This is a genomic window from Mesorhizobium sp. M0830 (genome assembly GCF_040319965.1).
Taxonomy (GTDB): domain Bacteria; phylum Pseudomonadota; class Alphaproteobacteria; order Rhizobiales; family Rhizobiaceae; genus Mesorhizobium.
The window spans coordinates 20,492-36,029 of the sequence record NZ_JAMYOR010000064.1 but is presented as its reverse complement, the minus strand read 5'-3'; the positions used below and the strand labels follow the sequence as shown (position 1 = coordinate 36,029).

Genomic DNA, 15,538 nt, shown 5'->3' with positions numbered 1-15,538 from the left:
CCAAACTGCATGAACCGCCGTATGCGGAACCGCTCGTACGGTGGTGTGGGAGGGGGGCGCTGCGAAGCGCCTCCCTACCCGATGCAGGATGCGGCGATGAGCAAGCCGTACGCCGAATTCTGCGCAAACCTGCAGGCGCTCGGTGGCGCCAACTGACCTGCCGGGCCCCAGCCCGATCTTTTGTTGCCAAAAACGGACAATGGCGGGCACGCAGGCCCGCTATTGTCTCGTTCCGCGGCAGGTCTATCTGCCAGCTCCGTCGTCCATCATGGTGTTTGCCAGCGCCTCAAAGGCACTGCTGCATGTATTCCAAGCGGCTCAACCGGTGGTAACGAGGTTTGATCACCTCAACCCCTTATAGTTAATGCGCCTTTAACCTTCCCACCGATAGTCTGAGACCCGAATCTGCCGGAGTGCGCCACGCACCTGGCGAGTCCATGACAGACGGGGAAGAGCATGCGTTCAGGGGCTTCAGCACCGCTCGCGCTGGCCGATACGGGGCACGGCATCCAAGCCTTCGCGCGGCGTCAGGTCGGGCGGCTGGTCGGCGCTGGGCTGTTCGCGCTCACCGCCTTCGGGGTCGCCAGCCTTGCCACCTGGAACGTCGCCGATCCGAGCTTCTCCCACGCGACGAACAACACCGTCACCAACGCCATGGGCTATGCGGGTGCCGTGTTCTCCGATCTGGCTATGCAGTTCTTCGGCCTCGCCGCCGTCGCAGCGCTGGTTCCGACGGTGATCTGGGGGTTCCTGCTGTTTTCCGCGCGCGGCATCGACAGGCTGCCCAAGCGAGGGCTGTCCTGGTTCGGCTTCGCGCTGTTGGCCGCGGCAATGGCCGGTTGTGTGGTACCGCCCAAGACCTGGCCGCTCCCTACCGGCCTCGGCGGCGTGTTTGGCGACATGGTGCTGAAGATCCCAAGCGTCGTCATCGGCGGCTATCCGACCGGGCTTATCGCCAGCATCATCGCCATCCTGTTGGCCGCGCCCGCGCTGTGGCTCTTTGCCCATGGGTCGGCGCTGATCGGACGCAAGAACGGATTTGCCGTCATGGAGGACGAGCCCGCTACAGATCCGCGCGAGGACGACCTTTTGTTCGACAATGATGAGGACGAAGGCGACGAGGGTATCCTGGCGCTCGGGGCAATTACTCATTGGTGGCTCTCGTTCCGCGCGTGGATGCACCGCCGCGCCGCGCGCCGAAGGCAGGAGCGTGACGAGTACGAGCCGGAGATGGAACAGCGCTCCACCGCCTGGCGGCGCGCCGCCGAACGGGTCGAATCGGCTGAGTTCGCTGAAACGCGGATGAGCCAGGCTGGCCGCGCCCGCGTCGAGCCCGAATTCTTCGCCGCCATGGTCAATGACCGCAGCGTCTCGCTCGACCCCGACGATGCCGATATTTTCGAAGCCGACGACGATCTGGATTTCGAGCCGGAACAGGAGCCCATCAGGCGCGGCACCACCAAGGTCCAGCCGTTCCGCTCCGATGCCGCCACCCGCGTCGAGGCACCGGCACCGCGTCCGGCTCCCGGCGCCCGTGTCCAGCGGGAGGCGCAGACATCGTTGATCGGCTCGGACAAATTCGAAATGCCGTCGCTGCACTTCCTGTCGGAACCGAAGAACGTGGTGCGCGACGCCAGCCTGTCCAAGGACGCGCTGGAGCAGAATGCGCGCCTGCTCGAAGGCGTGCTGGAGGATTTCGGCGTCAAGGGCGAGATCATCGCCGTCCGTCCCGGTCCGGTGGTCACTCTCTATGAACTCGAACCGGCGCCTGGCATCAAATCGTCGCGGGTTATCGGCCTGTCCGACGACATTGCCCGCTCGATGAGCGCCATCGCCTGCCGCGTCGCCGTGGTGCCCGGCCGCAATGCCATCGGCATCGAACTGCCGAACGCCAAGCGCGAGACCGTCTATCTCAGGGAGATTCTAGCCAGCCGTGATTTCGAGACGACGAAAGCCAAGCTGGCGCTGGCGCTGGGCAAGACCATCAATGGCGAAGCGGTCATCGTCGACATCGCCAAGATGCCGCACGTGCTGGTCGCCGGCACCACCGGCTCTGGCAAATCGGTCGCCATCAACACCATGATCCTGTCGCTGCTCTACCGGCTGACGCCGCAGGATTGCCGGCTGATCATGATCGATCCGAAGATGCTGGAACTCTCGGTCTATGACGGCATCCCGCATCTTCTGACGCCGGTCGTCACCGATCCGAAAAAGGCTGTGGTGGCGCTGAAATGGACCGTGCGCGAGATGGAGGACCGCTACCGCAAGATGTCCAAGGTCGGCGTGCGCAACATCGACGGTTTCAATGCCCGCGTCAGCCAGGCGGACAAGAAGGGCGAAAAGATCTCGCGCACCGTGCAGACCGGCTTCGACCGCCAGACCGGCGAGGCGATCTACGAGACCGAGAATCTCGATCTCGAACCGATGCCCTATATCGTCGTCATCATCGACGAGATGGCCGACCTGATGATGGTCGCCGGCAAGGACATCGAGGGTGCCGTGCAGCGCCTGGCGCAGATGGCGCGCGCCGCGGGCATCCATGTCATCATGGCAACGCAGCGTCCGTCGGTCGACGTCATCACCGGCACCATCAAGGCCAATTTCCCGACCCGCATCTCCTTCCAGGTGACGTCGAAGATCGACAGCCGCACCATCCTGGGCGAACAAGGCGCCGAGCAACTGCTCGGCATGGGCGACATGCTCTACATGGCCGGCGGCGGCCGTATCCAGCGCGTGCACGGCCCGTTCGTCGCCGACGAAGAGGTCGAGAAGATCGTCGCGCATCTGAAGCTGCAGGGCGTGCCGGAATATCTCGACGCCATCACCGAGGACGACGGCGAGGACGACGACGAGCCGTCCGGCAAGGGTGGTTCAGGCGGTGGTGGCGGCAACGGCAATTTCGAGGATTCCGACGATCCTTACGATCAGGCGGTTTCCGTTGTGCTGCGCGACGGCAAGGCCTCGACCAGCTATATCCAGCGCCGGCTGGGCATCGGCTACAACCGCGCCGCCTCGATCATCGAGAAGATGGAGAAGGAGGGCATCGTCGGCCCGGCCAACCATGCCGGCAAGCGCGAGATCCTGGTGCCGACCGAAGACGACAAGTTCTGACGAGAAGGCCTGACCCTTGTCACAGCCGGTCCGGCAACCTTGAACGTTTCAAGGCGTTGAAGCGGCTGAGGGACGCCTGACCCGCCAAATTTCGGCCCAACTGGCGGTCCAAGCACAGAACAACTCAGGAATCAGATGAGAGTGACCGACATGAAAAATGATCCTTCAGTGCCCGGCAAAGTTGCTCCCTCACGGCGTCAGTTGCTAGGCCTCGGCCTGGCGATTGCAGGGGCGGCAGCCTTCAACGCGGTGCCCGGCTTCCAGGTGCTGGCCTCGGCGCAGGCGGCCGTGCCGGCCGCGGCACAGAAGATCGCCGACCATTTTTCCTCGGTCAAATCGATGAGCGGAGAATTCGTGCAGTTCGGCCCCAAGGGCGAGCAGACCGGCGGCAAGTTCTTCCTCGAACGGCCGGGCAAGATCCGCTTCAACTATGATGGCTCTTCAAACTTCCGGGTGATTTCAGACGGCAAGTCGGTGGTCATCCTGAACAAGAAGCTCAACACGTCAGATCTCTATCCGCTGTCGAAGACGCCTTTGAAGCTGCTGCTCGACGACAGGATCGACCTCTCCGGCGACCGGGTCAAAAGCGTCAAGCAGGAGGATGACCTCACCACCATCCAGCTCGCCGACAAATCGGTGTTCGGCAATTCGAAGATCACCATGATGTTCGATCCGAAAACCTTCGATCTGCGACAGTGGACGATCACCGACGCGCAGGGCAAGGATACGACGGTGATGATCTTCAACACCAAGGAAGGCGTCAGCTTCGCGCCTGACACTTTTGCCATCGACTACACGGCGAACCGCGAGCTCAACACCAACAGGCCGCGCTAAGCCTGTCGTTATAGCTGTGGAAAGCAGCGGGCCGCGCCTCGTCGGGCGTTGCCCGGCTTGTCTTTGCCGCCCGCGGCTGGCAATTTCCCGGGCTGACTCCGTCAAAAGGCGTCTTCCCCGCCGGGACCCTTCGGTTCTGGCCGGTTGCACGCTGTCCTGGATTGCCAATGCCCTTCTCCATCGCCACCTGGAACATCAACTCCGTTCGGCTGCGCATGCCGATCGTCGAACGCCTGCTCGTCGAGCATGCGCCTGACGTGCTCTGCCTGCAGGAAACCAAGGTTCCGGACGAGCTGTTTCCCGAAAAAGCCTTCCGCAAGCTCGGCTACGAGCACATCGCCTTCCATGGCCAGAAGGGATATCACGGCGTCGCGACGGTGGCGCGGCGGCCGATCGAGGTGGTCGAGAAGCGGCGTTTCTGCGAAATCGAGGACAGCCGGCACCTCTCGGTGACGGTGCGGGCCGGCGGCAAGGCGATCCTGCTGCACAATTTCTACGTTCCGGCGGGCGGCGACGAACCGGATCCCATCATCAACAGGAAGTTCAAGCACAAGCTCGATTTCGTCGCCGAGATGAATGCCATCCGGGCAGAACATGACGAGGTGTCCGGCTCTGTACTGGTCGGCGACCTCAACATAGCGCCGCTCGAACACGACGTCTGGTCGCACAAGCAACTGCTCAACGTCGTCAGCCACACGCCGGTCGAGACGGAAAATTTCGAAGCGATGCGCCTCGCCGGCAACTGGACCGACCTGATGCGGCTCAACGTGCCGCCCGAGCAGAAGCTCTACACCTGGTGGAGCTACCGAGCGCAGGATTGGGAAGCGTCTAACCGTGGCCGCCGGCTCGACCATGTCTGGTCGTCGCCAAATCTGGTGCCCAGCTTTTCCGGCTACGAGATCCTGCGCCTGGCGCGCGGCTGGGAGCGCCCGTCGGACCATGTGCCTGTCATCGCGCGGTTCGATCTGGATTAAGTGTGTCTATATTCAAGTGAGGCCGCCGGACTGCAAATGACGGCCTCCTATACTACCGGTGCTTTCACTCGGAACCCGCCTTTTTCGACGCGGCCTGATCTGAATCTCAAACACACCCCAAAGCGCGCCAGACGGATTCAAACGACGCGCTTCAAGTCTTTGTCCTTGCGCGTGTCGTTGTCCCGAAATTGCGGCGCTGATACGCCTGCCGCGTGATCCAGCAGGTAGGGGTGGTCGCGGTGGCGCGTCGCCAGCATCCGCTGGGCCGCCTCGATGATTTTCGGCGCCGGGACATTGGCGACCAAGCCGGATGGACTCGCATGCTGGGACTCGATCACGTCCACGCAATTGGAAAGCGGCCTCCAACGGGCCATATTGGCGCCGCCACTGACGATAACCATCGGCGTCATCACGGTCGCCATGAGATGTGCGATACCGCCTTCGGCGCCAATGTAAAGATCGGCAAACTCTCCGAGCGCCAGCAGAACATCGCTGACATCGACACCCTCGACCGTGCTGGAATCGACAAGCCGCAGCTTCGGCACGCGTTGAGCCAGTTCAGCCATATCAGGGCCGTCACCCGGGGTTTTCACATAGAGAAGATTTGCCCCGTCGGCGATCAAGCTGTCGGAGATCGCGACAACCTGATCCGCTGTCATACGTTTGCCGCCGTCGCCATGCGCCGCGACAACGATCAAGGGAGCATGCTTGCCGTCCACCAGGCTCCTGGCCGCTGCCCGTGCGGCCGGGGTGGGCTCCAGCCGATGGTCGAAAGGCAACCGTTTATCCGCAAGACGCTCGATGAGGCGGTGGTAACGCCATGCATTGTGCTCGGGGCGCGCTTCGGGCCTTTGGCCAGGACGCCAGGAAAGTGCGAAACCCGGAAAGTTCGCTTCATAGGCGATCCCGCGGCCGAGCAGCGACGCCGAGGCCTGGAGCAGCCAACGCGCCGAGATGCGAAAATCGACAACGGCCAATCTCCCCGGACCCTTGCGGTGGCTGGCGACCAGATGCGCCAGAGGCGTCCGTACATTGATCGCATCGACCAAGTGGCCGGCATGGCGATCGAGGACATGTTCAAGGGACGACGAGCCGGTGGTTCCGTAGACGATAAAACTATCGGGGAACGCGGTTCTGGCGGCGCGCAAAGCCGGAATCCGGATCAATCCGTCGCCGAACGCGTCGTTGCGGGCATACAGGATGATCGTCTCATACCGAGCTAGCAGCATGCCTCGCTCCCCAGGAGCCTGGTGGTGGCGGTGCCTGTTAGGCCGCCCGCCTTCGAGGGGTTCTGTAGGATTTCACCTGTTGCCTGTCAACGGAACCCTCAGATACGGTCAGCCCGTATATCTGCGCCTCCAACTCACCCGGTGAAGCGTGGCGCCAGCTCTTCGATGCGGCGGATCATCGCCTGGAAATCCTCCAGGATGCGCTGGTGCAACTGCACCGCCACTTCGGGATATTCCTCCAGGATACGGCGGAACATCTTGCGGCTGAGCCGGATCACTTCGGAATCGATTTCGGCCGATGCGCTGGTCAGCCGATTGGTGTCGGCGATCAAGGCCAGTTCGCTCAGGATCGTGCCGGGGCCGACGGTGCCAATCGGGATGCGTTCGCCATCCTGCTCCCGATAGAGCACGATACGCCCGCTGACCACGATATAGGCCGAATCGGCCTCGTCGTCCTCGCGGTAAAGCTTGTGGTTGGCGAGCAGCCTGGTGTTCTCGGCGCCAAAGGCGAGCAGGCGCAATTGTTCCTGCGTGAAGCCCTCGAAGAGCCTCACGGCGGACAGGATGCGGATGTCGTCATCCAGCGCCATCTAGCTGTGTCCCCGAACGGTCAGTCCAATCCCTCCTTCACGAGTCGATCCTGAATCCCCCTCCGACAGGATCGCACCCGACAGCAGTCCCGCCCAGACCGCTCATTGGATAATGAAATGTTTAAGGAACCAGCTTGTAGCCACCGCTTTCTGTCACAAGAATTTCCGCATTGGAAGGATCGCGCTCGATCTTCTGGCGTAGCCGGTAGACATGAGTTTCCAGCGTGTGCGTGGTGACGCCGGAATTGTAGCCCCACACTTCCTCGAGCAGCACGTCGCGCGTCACCACCTTCTGGTCGGCGCGATAGAGATATTTGATGATCGAGGCCTCCTTTTCCGTCAGCCGTACCTTGCCGCCGCGCGGATCGATCAGCAGTTTCTGGCTGGGCTTGAAGGTGTAAGGCCCAACCGAGAAAGTGGCGTCCTCGCTCTGCTCATGCTGGCGCAATTGCGCGCGAATGCGCGCGAGCAGCACAGCGAAACGGAACGGCTTCGTCACATAGTCGTTGGCGCCGGCTTCGAGGCCAAGGATCGTGTCCGAATCGGTGTCGTGGCCGGTGAGCATGATGATGGGCGCCTTGTAGCCGCCCTTGCGCAGGATCTTTACCGCTTCGCGGCCATCCATGTCGGGCAGCCCGACATCCATGATGAGCAGATCGATGAGGCCGCCGCGCGCAGTCGCGACACCTTTTGCCGCAGTCGATTCCTGCAGCACGTCGAATTCCTCGTAAAGGGACAATTGCTCGACCAGGGTGCCGCGCAGGTCGTCATCGTCATCGACGATTAGAATGGTGCGTGAAGTCATGGATCAATCCGTTGTTTTGAAAAGAAAATTCAGTTGACCGCTGCCTGTTTATGCGGAAGCTGACCGGCACAACAGCCGATCACAGTGATTTGTTCCGTGGCACGATCATACAAGAAAAAACACGATCGCAATGCAGCCGGCGCAATTTTGCGAAAAGGGCTGCGCGTGCTGACCGTGCGGGCCAGGCCCGGCCATCCAAGCCAGGGCCTGCTGCAGGCTGGCAAAACGGTGTTTGCGTGCGCGCTGGGGGGCGGCGGTATCTCGGCCGACAAGCGCGAAGGCGACGGCGCCACGCCGCTGGCCTCGATGCGGATCCTGTCGGGATATTTCCGAGGAGATCAGTTCTCCAACGGCCGCAAGACCCGTCTGACGATGACGCCGATCGGGCCTGATCTGGGCTGGTGCGAAGTGCCTGACGACCGCAATTACAACAGGCCGGTCAAGATCCCCTATGGTGCCAGCCACGAACGCATGCGGCGCGACGACCGGCTCTACGATGCCTGCCTGGTGCTCGACTGGAACGTGGCGCCACGCCGGCGCGGCCGCGGCAGCGCTATCTTCTTCCACCTGGCGCGCCCCGGCTTCACGCCGACGCAAGGCTGCGTGGCAGTGACGGCGCGAACCATGGCGCGGCTTTTGCCGCTGCTGTCGGATCGGACGGTGGTGAGGGTGGTGAGGTAGGGAGTAGGGAGTAGGGAGTAGGGAGTTGGGAGTGGATGCGCGTCGGCGCGCTTTAGCCCCCTATTCCTTTACTGCCTGTCTCCTTATTCCTTTGCCAGCCGATGTCGAGAAGGCCGAGGCGGCCCATTTCGCGGTCCATGGCGCGTGCAACGTCCTTGCGCCTGGCGCCGACGTCGCGCAGCTGCCGATCCGACAGGTCTTCGACGTTCTGGTGCGGGAGATTGATCGCGACCCGGGCATGGCGCAGCCAGTCAAGGGCCTCCGTCAGCCAGGCCGGACGGCGTGTCGATGAATTCAAAGCGATGATGGACATGGGGTGATCCGTTCTCTCCGGACATCAAGTCCGGCTTGATAATGCTTCGATGGCTGGATCATGGCATATTGAAATTACTGTGAGAAACGAGTAGTTTTCTCTGGATCATCAAGTTTTCTTTGAGGATAAGATGGCCCGCCTGCTGCCCGGAACTCGCGCCTTGAGGACGCTGGAAGCAGCGGCCCGGCACCTTAATTTCACCCGCGCCGCCGATGAGCTGGGCCTGACGCCAGCCGCCGTCAGCCACCAGATCAAGGAAATCGAAGATCAGCTCGGACTGGTGCTCTTTACACGCACCAGCCGCACCATCCGGCTGACCGAGGCGGGCGCTGTGCTGTTCGGGGCCTCCACTGACGCGCTCGACCTGCTAGGCCGGGCCGTTTCGCGGGCGCATAAGCTGACGCGCGGTACGGCCCTTTTGAAGGTGACGCTCGACGCACAGTTCGCGTCAAAATGGCTGATGCGTCGCGTCGACCATTTTCGCAAGCATCAGCCCCATATCGAGCTGAGATTCGACATCGCCTATGAACTGCGGGATTTCGAACTTGATGACATCGATGTCGGCATCCGCTTTGGTGCCGGCAAATACCCGGGACTTCGCGCCCACCGGCTGTTCGACAACATCCTCATTCCGGTGTGCAGCCCGAGCCTGTTGACCTCCGGTCCGCCGCTGCGCGAGCCGCGCGATCTTTTCAACCACACGCTTGCCCATATCGAGTGGTCGCGACAAGGCGTGACATGGCCGAACTGGCGGATGTGGATGGCGGCCGCCGGTGTCAACGATTTCGACGACAGCCGAACTGTCGTGTTCAAAAACTCTACAGATGCCGTCCAGGCGGCGCTCGACGGCAATGCCGTCGCGCTCGCCGATTTCGCCATGGTGGCGAACGACCTTTCCCAGGGAAGGCTGGTGCAACCTTTTGAACTCGGCCTGCGGGTAGCGCCCGAGTTCGCGTATTTCCTGGTCTATCCCGAGAGTACCGCTGACGATCCGCGTATCGTCGCCTTTCGCGATTGGATTCTCGAGGAAGTCGCCAAGACGCGGACCTGAGATTGCGGCAGGCTGTCAAGCTGCCGCGGCGCCGAACCAGCCGATCACGGCGCCGATGATCAGCAACACGCCGAGCCAATGGCCGCCGTCGATGAGGGTCAGATCCCAGCCGAAATTCTCGTAGCGATGGTTGACCGAGAGCGTTGTGGCGACAAAGCCCAGCCAAAGCACGAAGCCGAAGATCAGCCCGGCGAGCAATGTCGGCTCGCCGCCCGTTATCGCGCCGACGACAAGCGCCAATATGTACGCCATGACCAGTTCGGCGATGAAGCTGATCACGAAGGGCAGAGGCGATTTTTTCATCGTGGTCGGATCAAGTTTGGCGGCTTTCAGCCATGGCTTGCTCAGGCCCATGTACCAGGCGGCGCCGAACAGCCATGCCACGATTGCGGCGGCGATCACCGCCAGCCAGTTCACGGCTGAAAAATCCATGAGTCCCCCCTCCAGATGCGGATATGATGGAACGCCTGTTCGGCGATGGCGTCAAGCAAAGCGCCAGACCGTCGTGCGCTTGACCAGCGTATCCTCCAGAGCCCGTGTGACGGCCACTTCATAGACCGCAAGGGGTTCCAGCCCGGACTTCGGCATATACGACCGGCCGGGGTCGCCGACAAGAATCTCCGCGCCGCGCGCCACTAGGGTTGAGAACCACGGCATCAGCCGGTCGGCGAATGATCTGTCGTAGAAAACGTCGCCGGCCAGGATCATGTCCCATCCCGCATCGGTGCCGATGCAATCCGTGCCGAGGAATTCGATTCCGGCGTCGTTGGCTTCGCCATTGAGACAAATCGCGGTCGCGCAGAACGGATCGATGTCGGTTGCGATCACCTTGGCAGCGCCGGCCTTGGCGGCGGCGATGGCGACAAGGCCGCAGCCGCAGGCGAAGTCGAGGACGCGCTTGCCCCGCACGGTGCCGGGATTGTCCAGGATGTAGCGAGCAAGGCCCTGGCCGCCGGCCCAGGCAAAGGCCCAGAAGGGCGGCGGCAGGCCGATCTCGACCAACTCGTCCTCGGTCCGCTGCCACAAATCATGCGCTTCGTCAGCAAGATGAAGCAGGATTTCCGGCACGTGCGGCGGCGCCATCAGCGCCGTGTTGTCGAGGATGAATTGTTTGGCGCTGTTCGGCGTCAGCGCCGTCACGGAGCCGGCATCAAGCCGCCCATGCGGCAGACTTCCTTCCATTCGGCCGGCGTCACCGGCTGCACGGAAAGCCGCCCGAGCCGCACCAGAGCCATGTCGGCAAGCTTTGGATTGGCCTTGACGTCTTCCAGCGTCGGCGGGTTCGGCACATCCCTGACGGCGCGGATATCGACGCACTCCCAGCGCGGGTCGTCGGTCGTGGTGTCGGGATGGGCCAGCGCGCAGACCTCGGCGATGCCGACCACGTTCAGCCCCTCGTTGGAATGATAGAAGAAGCCGAGATCGCCGATCTGCATCGCCTTCATGTTGTTGCGTGCGGCGTAGTTGCGCACGCCGTCCCATTGCGTGCCGGCCTTGCCCTTGGCTTTCAACGCCTCGAAGGAGAAGACCGAGGGTTCGGATTTGAACAGCCAGTAGTTCATTTCTTTTGCTCCTCCTCGCGGGTCACCGCCTACGACCGGAATTAACTAGCCGCCGGCTTGTTGAACGTCCAGTTCCATGGGCGGATTTCGACGCTCTCGAACAGCCCGGCCTTGGCGTAGGGGTCGGCGGCCGACAGGGCCTGTGCACCCGCCATGTCGGGTGCCTCGACGACGACGAGGCTGCCGTTGGGCTTGCCTTCGGGGTCAAGGAACGGACCGGCGAAAGCCAGTTTCTTGTCGCCGTTCAGTTCTTCGAGGAAGGCGATGTGCTCGGGCCGGGTGTCAAGGCGCACTTGCAGGCTTCCCGGCTTGTCCTTGCAAATCACAGCAAACAGCATGGTCTCTCTCCTGGTCGTTGGATCGATGTCGTGGGATCAATCGTTGGTTTCGGTCTTCAGCGGCCGGGTCATCAAGGCCGTCACAGCCTGCCGGATGGTGATAGCGCCGTCCAGAATGGCAGCGACCGCGGCAATGATCGGGGCATCGATATTATGCTCCATGGCAATGCGGGCAGCGATCGCCGCCGTCGGCACGCCTTCGGCCAGCGGCAATCCGGCAAGAGGCTTGCCTTGCCCGAGCGCCAGCCCATAGGCGAAATTGCGCGACTGGGTGGACGAGCAGGTGAGCAGCAGGTCGCCAAGGCCGGAAAGCCCCATCAAGGTTTCGGGCCTGGCGCCGAAGGCGGCACCTATGCGGCGCAGTTCGACAAAGCCGCGCGTCACCATGGCGGCCTGGGCGCTGGCGCCGAGCCCGGCGCCGGTGACGGCGCCTGCGGCGATGGCAAAGACGTTCTTCAAAGCGCCGCCGATTTCGACGCCGATCAGGTCGTCGTTCGAATAACAGCGCAGGTTCTCGGCTGAAAAGCGGGCGGCGAGATCGGCGGCGAGAGCCTCATCGCGGGCGGCGACGACCACGGCCGTCGGCAGGCCGCGGGCGACATCGGTGGCGAAGCTTGGACCCGACAGAGCCGCGACCGGATTTTGCGGCAGGATTTCTTCGACGATTGCCGACAGCAAGGCACCGGTATCGCGCTCGATGCCCTTGGCGCAGAGAACGAGCGGGATGCCGGCCGGCATATGGTCCTTCGCTGCCGCCAGCGTAGCCCGCAGCGACTGCGCCGGTGTCACCGCCAGCACGCAATCGGCGCCGTCGAGCGCGGCTTGGATATTGCTCGTCGCCACGATGCCGGCCTGGAGCGTAATGCCCGGCAGATAGCGTGGATTTTCGCCGCGGTCGATCGCGGCGACGGTCTCCGGGTCGCGCGCGTAAAGGCGGACGAAATGGCCGGCGCGCAGCATGGCCAGCGCCAAGGCAGTGCCCCAGGCCCCGCCGCCGAGCACGGCAACGCGCCAGCCGGTTGGCGCTGTGTCGTTGCGGCTCATTGCCCCCTCGTTCATGCCTTGGCTCCGCGCCGGCCGGAGCCGACCATCGGGGTCGAGATGCTGTCCAGCGGCCAGCGCGAGCGCGGCACGAAATCGAAGCCGTTGTCCTGCGCCATGCCTTGGCGCAGCCGCTCGATGCCAGCCCAGGCGATCATCGCCGCATTGTCGGTGCAAAGCTTTAGCGGCGGCGCAATGAAGGTGAAGCCGGATTCGGCGCAGAGCCGCTCAAGCATCGCCTTGATAGTACGGTTGGCGGCGACGCCGCCGGCAACGACCAGCGCCGGAGTCTTGGTGGCGGGAAATGTTTCTCGAAAGCGGGCCAACGCGCGAGAAACGCGGTCGGCCAGCGCATCGGCGACCGCCGCCTGGAACGAGGCACAGATGTCGGCGACATCCTGGTCGCTCAAGGGCTCAATCGCCGTCGCCGCCTGGCGCACGGCGGTCTTCAATCCGGAGAAGGAGAAATCGGGCTGTGCCGAGCCCTTCATCGGACGCGGAAAGACAAAGCGTGAGGCATTGCCGGCCTGTGCCGCCGTCTCGACATTCGGTCCGCCGGGATAGGGCAGGCCGAGCATCTTGGCCGTCTTGTCGAAGGCCTCGCCGAGCGCGTCGTCGATGGTGGTTGCCCAGCGCTGATAGTCACTGACGCCACGCACGGCGAGAATCTGCGTATGGCCGCCGGAGACCAGCAGCAGCAGATAGGGAAAATCGAGCCCGTCGGTTAGCCGTGCCGTCAAGGCATGACCTTCGAGATGGTTGATGGCGATCAGCGGCTTGTTGGCCGCCGCGGCGATCGCCTTGGCCGTCATCAGCCCGACGATCAGCCCGCCGACCAGGCCAGGACCGGCGGTCGCGGCGATCGCATCGATGTCAGCGAGCGCGACGCCCGAATCGGCAAGGGCCGCCTCGATGATGCCGTCCAGCGCCTCGACATGGGCGCGGGCCGCGATCTCCGGCACGACGCCGCCGAATGCGGCATGTTCCTCGATCTGGCTAAGCACGATGTTGGACAGGATTTTTGGCGCGGCGTCGCCGTCTACCGCCACGACGCTGGCTGCGGTTTCGTCACAACTCGTCTCTATGCCAAGAACGCGGATCAATTCGTCGCTATCCCAAGAGATTGTCTGTCAGGCCTTTCCCCGCTAGGAGAAAGGCCGGAAAAGGCCTCGGTTACTTTAGCCGCATTTCTGCGACGCCAAGTGGCTCCACTTGGCTGCAAAATGCTCAGGCCGGGGGGTATCACGGACCGCGCGCCATGCAAACAACCTTGAGAATCGGAACACGCGGCAGTCCGCTGGCGCTGGCACAGGCGCATGAAACGCAGGCGCGGCTGATGGCCGCGCACGGCATGCCGGCGGAGGCGTTCGAGGTTGTCGTCATCTCGACCAGCGGCGACCGCATCCAGGACCGGCCGCTGTCGGAAGCCGGTGGCAAGGGCCTGTTCACCAAGGAGATCGAGGAGGCGCTGCTGGCGGGCCGGATCGACATCGCCGTGCACTCGTCGAAGGACATGCCGACGCAGCTGCCCGACGGTCTCGAATTGTCCGCCTTCCTGCCACGCGAGGACGCGCGCGACGCCTTTGTCGGCAAGGCGGCGAAGACGATCGCCGAACTGCCGCAGGGAGCGAAAGTCGGCTCGTCGTCGCTGCGGCGGCAGGCGCTGACCCGCCGCATGCGGCCCGATCTCGACGTGGTGATGTTCCGCGGCAACGTGCAGACGCGGCTGCGCAAGCTCGACGAAGGCGTCGCCGCCGGCACCATCCTGGCTTATGCAGGGCTGAAGCGCCTTGGGCTCGAGCATGTCGTCACCGACCTGATACCGCTCGACATCTTCCCGCCGGCGCCGGGGCAAGGCGCGATCTGCATCGAAACGCGTATCGGCGACCGCGATGTCGAAAAGATGCTGGCGGCTATCCATGATGTGCCGACCGGTCAGGCGCTGGCCTGCGAACGCGCCTTCCTGGCGGCGCTCGACGGTTCCTGCCGCACGCCGATCGCTGGTTATGCGACGATCGAGGCCGGAAAACTGTCGTTCGCCGGACTGATCATCTCGCCCGACGGCACGCAGTCGCACACGGTCGAGCTGCAGGGACCTGCGCACGACGCCGCCCGCATCGGTGCCGAAGCAGCCCGGACAGTACGGGCCAAAGCCGGTGAAAAGTTCTTCGACGGCTGGCTCTGAAATGCTTCGCGTCCTTGTGACGAGACCGGAACCTGCCGCCTCGCGTACAGCGCGGCAACTTCGGGCCGCTGGGTTCCAGCCGGTTCTGCTGCCCTTGACCGATACGGTGGCTTTGCCGGTCGAGGGCAGAGCGGTTCCAGACGATGCCGTCGCCGTGGCCATTACCAGCGCCAACGCCGTGCGCCATGCACCCAAGGAACTCATCGCGGCGCTCGCAGCCTTGCCTTGCCACGCCGTTGGCGAAAGAACGGCGAAAGCCGCGCGCGAAGCGGGGTTTTTGTGGGTCGGCGAAGGTCAGGGCAGTGCCGAAGTGCTTGCCGACAGTCTTGCGGGTGATCTCCTAGGGAAGACCATCGTCTATCTCTGTGGACGCGTGCGGTTTCCGGCATTCGAACAGAGGCTGGCGGCCGCGGGCGTTCAAGTCCACGCTGTCGAGACTTATGACACACCAGCCGTGGGTTACTCGGACGAAGCCATCCTTGAGCGTTTGTCTGGCCAACCTGTCGACGCGGTGCTGCTTTATTCAGCCAAGGCGGCTGCCGCGATCCAAGTGCTGGCCAGCCGGCCCGCTCTGCAAGGGCTGTTTGAAAAGGCGTGGTTTTTCACACTTTCCGCGCGCATCGCGGCAGCCCTCGACGATACCATCAGCGAAAGAACCCGCATTGCCGCGCGGCCTGACGAGGAAGCCCTGCTGGCGCTTTTGCAGGCGCGGCTCTGAGCCGCGTCATCACACCGCCCCTTTTCACCGCTTGGTGATGTGCTAGACCCCTTTCTGAACCATCGTGCGCCGCAAGGCGTTGAGACGAAGCGAATTGTGCGGAGCC

The 15,538-nt window shown here is 63.3% G+C and carries 17 protein-coding genes; 7 read left to right on the top strand and 10 right to left on the bottom strand.

Translation table 11 applies throughout. From position 1 onward, the window contains the following. The first annotated feature begins 456 nt into the window (after positions 1-456). The 3 genes from NKI20_RS27875 (at position 457) to NKI20_RS27865 (ending at position 4,919) form a co-directional block, all read left to right on the top strand. Entirely contained in the window at positions 457-3,111 is a 2,655-nt protein-coding gene (locus tag NKI20_RS27875; RefSeq protein ID WP_352836473.1) for a DNA translocase FtsK, read from the top strand. A gap of 150 nt (positions 3,112-3,261) precedes the next feature. Beyond that, a complete protein-coding gene (locus NKI20_RS27870; protein ID WP_352728849.1) occupies positions 3,262-3,945 on the top strand; it encodes an outer-membrane lipoprotein carrier protein LolA in 684 nt (227 codons plus the stop codon). A gap of 167 nt (positions 3,946-4,112) precedes the next feature. Beyond that, positions 4,113-4,919, top strand: coding sequence for an exodeoxyribonuclease III (locus NKI20_RS27865; protein WP_352836471.1), 807 nt, complete (start codon positions 4,113-4,115; stop codon positions 4,917-4,919). A 137-nt stretch (positions 4,920-5,056) separates the two neighbouring features. Here the strand turns inward: NKI20_RS27865 and NKI20_RS27860 are convergent, their stop codons facing one another. The 3 genes from NKI20_RS27860 to NKI20_RS27850 all read right to left on the bottom strand — a co-directional run bounded on the left by NKI20_RS27860 (position 5,057) and on the right by NKI20_RS27850 (position 7,543). Further along, the gene (locus tag NKI20_RS27860; protein WP_352836468.1) at positions 5,057-6,085 is read right to left on the bottom strand and encodes a glycosyltransferase family 9 protein; all 1,029 of its coding nucleotides are present in this window, start codon (positions 6,083-6,085) and stop codon (positions 5,057-5,059) included. A gap of 197 nt (positions 6,086-6,282) precedes the next feature. Continuing rightward, positions 6,283-6,738: a cyclic nucleotide-binding domain-containing protein gene (locus tag NKI20_RS27855; RefSeq protein ID WP_352836465.1), complete on the bottom strand. Its 456-nt coding sequence runs from the start codon at positions 6,736-6,738 to the stop codon at positions 6,283-6,285. A 121-nt stretch (positions 6,739-6,859) separates the two neighbouring features. Next, the gene (locus tag NKI20_RS27850) at positions 6,860-7,543 is read right to left on the bottom strand and encodes a response regulator transcription factor (RefSeq protein WP_023760937.1); all 684 of its coding nucleotides are present in this window, start codon (positions 7,541-7,543) and stop codon (positions 6,860-6,862) included. A 144-nt stretch (positions 7,544-7,687) separates the two neighbouring features. Between NKI20_RS27850 and NKI20_RS27845 the strand changes: the two genes are divergently transcribed. Then, positions 7,688-8,224 carry a L,D-transpeptidase family protein gene (locus tag NKI20_RS27845; RefSeq protein ID WP_352606938.1) on the top strand — a complete coding sequence of 179 codons (537 nt, stop codon included), beginning with the start codon at positions 7,688-7,690 and terminating at the stop codon, positions 8,222-8,224. A 52-nt stretch (positions 8,225-8,276) separates the two neighbouring features. Here NKI20_RS27845 and NKI20_RS27840 read toward each other — a convergent pair whose 3' ends face one another. Beyond that, on the bottom strand, positions 8,277-8,537 hold the full coding sequence (locus NKI20_RS27840) for a hypothetical protein (RefSeq protein WP_023760935.1): 261 nt from the start codon (positions 8,535-8,537) through the stop codon (positions 8,277-8,279). Positions 8,538-8,667: 130 nt separating this feature from the next. Between NKI20_RS27840 and gcvA the strand changes: the two genes are divergently transcribed. Then, on the top strand, positions 8,668-9,588 hold the full coding sequence (gene gcvA / locus NKI20_RS27835) for a transcriptional regulator GcvA (protein ID WP_352836461.1): 921 nt from the start codon (positions 8,668-8,670) through the stop codon (positions 9,586-9,588). A 15-nt stretch (positions 9,589-9,603) separates the two neighbouring features. On the opposite strand, the gene NKI20_RS27830 is transcribed toward gcvA, so the two are convergent. Genes NKI20_RS27830 through tsaD form a run of 6 tightly spaced genes read right to left on the bottom strand, consistent with a single transcriptional unit; the run spans position 9,604 to position 13,629 of the window. Continuing rightward, positions 9,604-10,020 carry a DUF1761 domain-containing protein gene (locus NKI20_RS27830; protein WP_352606852.1) on the bottom strand — a complete coding sequence of 139 codons (417 nt, stop codon included), beginning with the start codon at positions 10,018-10,020 and terminating at the stop codon, positions 9,604-9,606. A gap of 51 nt (positions 10,021-10,071) precedes the next feature. Next, the gene (locus tag NKI20_RS27825; RefSeq protein ID WP_352836478.1) at positions 10,072-10,671 is read right to left on the bottom strand and encodes a class I SAM-dependent methyltransferase; all 600 of its coding nucleotides are present in this window, start codon (positions 10,669-10,671) and stop codon (positions 10,072-10,074) included. A gap of 53 nt (positions 10,672-10,724) precedes the next feature. Beyond that, positions 10,725-11,150, bottom strand: coding sequence for an EVE domain-containing protein (locus NKI20_RS27820; protein WP_352836458.1), 426 nt, complete (start codon positions 11,148-11,150; stop codon positions 10,725-10,727). A 41-nt stretch (positions 11,151-11,191) separates the two neighbouring features. After that, entirely contained in the window at positions 11,192-11,488 is a 297-nt protein-coding gene (locus NKI20_RS27815) for a YciI-like protein (RefSeq protein WP_352836455.1), read from the bottom strand. A gap of 36 nt (positions 11,489-11,524) precedes the next feature. Further along, positions 11,525-12,547 carry an NAD(P)H-dependent glycerol-3-phosphate dehydrogenase gene (locus tag NKI20_RS27810; RefSeq protein ID WP_352836452.1) on the bottom strand — a complete coding sequence of 341 codons (1,023 nt, stop codon included), beginning with the start codon at positions 12,545-12,547 and terminating at the stop codon, positions 11,525-11,527. Beyond that, a complete protein-coding gene (gene tsaD / locus NKI20_RS27805; RefSeq protein WP_352836476.1) occupies positions 12,544-13,629 on the bottom strand; it encodes a tRNA (adenosine(37)-N6)-threonylcarbamoyltransferase complex transferase subunit TsaD in 1,086 nt (361 codons plus the stop codon). The genes NKI20_RS27810 and tsaD overlap by 4 nt, the downstream gene beginning before the upstream one ends. A gap of 158 nt (positions 13,630-13,787) precedes the next feature. On the opposite strand from tsaD, the gene hemC reads away from it, so the two are divergent. Next, the gene (gene hemC / locus NKI20_RS27800) at positions 13,788-14,714 is read left to right on the top strand and encodes a hydroxymethylbilane synthase (RefSeq protein WP_352836449.1); all 927 of its coding nucleotides are present in this window, start codon (positions 13,788-13,790) and stop codon (positions 14,712-14,714) included. 1 nt (position 14,715) lies between these two features. Then, positions 14,716-15,432, top strand: a complete 717-nt coding sequence (locus tag NKI20_RS27795; protein WP_352836446.1) for a uroporphyrinogen-III synthase — start codon at positions 14,716-14,718, stop codon at positions 15,430-15,432. Positions 15,433-15,538 lie beyond the last annotated feature (106 nt).

What these genes read in the sequence shown, in the direction of transcription:
- NKI20_RS27875 (WP_352836473.1), top strand. Translation starts at nt 457, where the DNA reads ATGCGTTCAGGGGCTTCAGCACCGCTCGCGCTGGCCGATACGGGGCAC.
- NKI20_RS27870 (WP_352728849.1), top strand. Translation starts at nt 3,262, where the DNA reads ATGAAAAATGATCCTTCAGTGCCCGGCAAAGTTGCTCCCTCACGGCGT.
- NKI20_RS27865 (WP_352836471.1), top strand. Translation starts at nt 4,113, where the DNA reads ATGCCCTTCTCCATCGCCACCTGGAACATCAACTCCGTTCGGCTGCGC.
- NKI20_RS27855 (WP_352836465.1), bottom strand. Translation starts at nt 6,738, where the DNA reads ATGGCGCTGGATGACGACATCCGCATCCTGTCCGCCGTGAGGCTCTTC.
- NKI20_RS27850 (WP_023760937.1), bottom strand. Translation starts at nt 7,543, where the DNA reads ATGACTTCACGCACCATTCTAATCGTCGATGACGATGACGACCTGCGC.
- NKI20_RS27840 (WP_023760935.1), bottom strand. Translation starts at nt 8,537, where the DNA reads ATGTCCATCATCGCTTTGAATTCATCGACACGCCGTCCGGCCTGGCTG.
- gcvA (WP_352836461.1), top strand. Translation starts at nt 8,668, where the DNA reads ATGGCCCGCCTGCTGCCCGGAACTCGCGCCTTGAGGACGCTGGAAGCA.
- NKI20_RS27830 (WP_352606852.1), bottom strand. Translation starts at nt 10,020, where the DNA reads ATGGATTTTTCAGCCGTGAACTGGCTGGCGGTGATCGCCGCCGCAATC.
- NKI20_RS27825 (WP_352836478.1), bottom strand. Translation starts at nt 10,671, where the DNA reads ATGGCGCCGCCGCACGTGCCGGAAATCCTGCTTCATCTTGCTGACGAA.
- NKI20_RS27820 (WP_352836458.1), bottom strand. Translation starts at nt 11,150, where the DNA reads ATGAACTACTGGCTGTTCAAATCCGAACCCTCGGTCTTCTCCTTCGAG.
- NKI20_RS27815 (WP_352836455.1), bottom strand. Translation starts at nt 11,488, where the DNA reads ATGCTGTTTGCTGTGATTTGCAAGGACAAGCCGGGAAGCCTGCAAGTG.
- NKI20_RS27810 (WP_352836452.1), bottom strand. Translation starts at nt 12,547, where the DNA reads ATGAACGAGGGGGCAATGAGCCGCAACGACACAGCGCCAACCGGCTGG.
- hemC (WP_352836449.1), top strand. Translation starts at nt 13,788, where the DNA reads ATGCAAACAACCTTGAGAATCGGAACACGCGGCAGTCCGCTGGCGCTG.
- NKI20_RS27795 (WP_352836446.1), top strand. Translation starts at nt 14,716, where the DNA reads ATGCTTCGCGTCCTTGTGACGAGACCGGAACCTGCCGCCTCGCGTACA.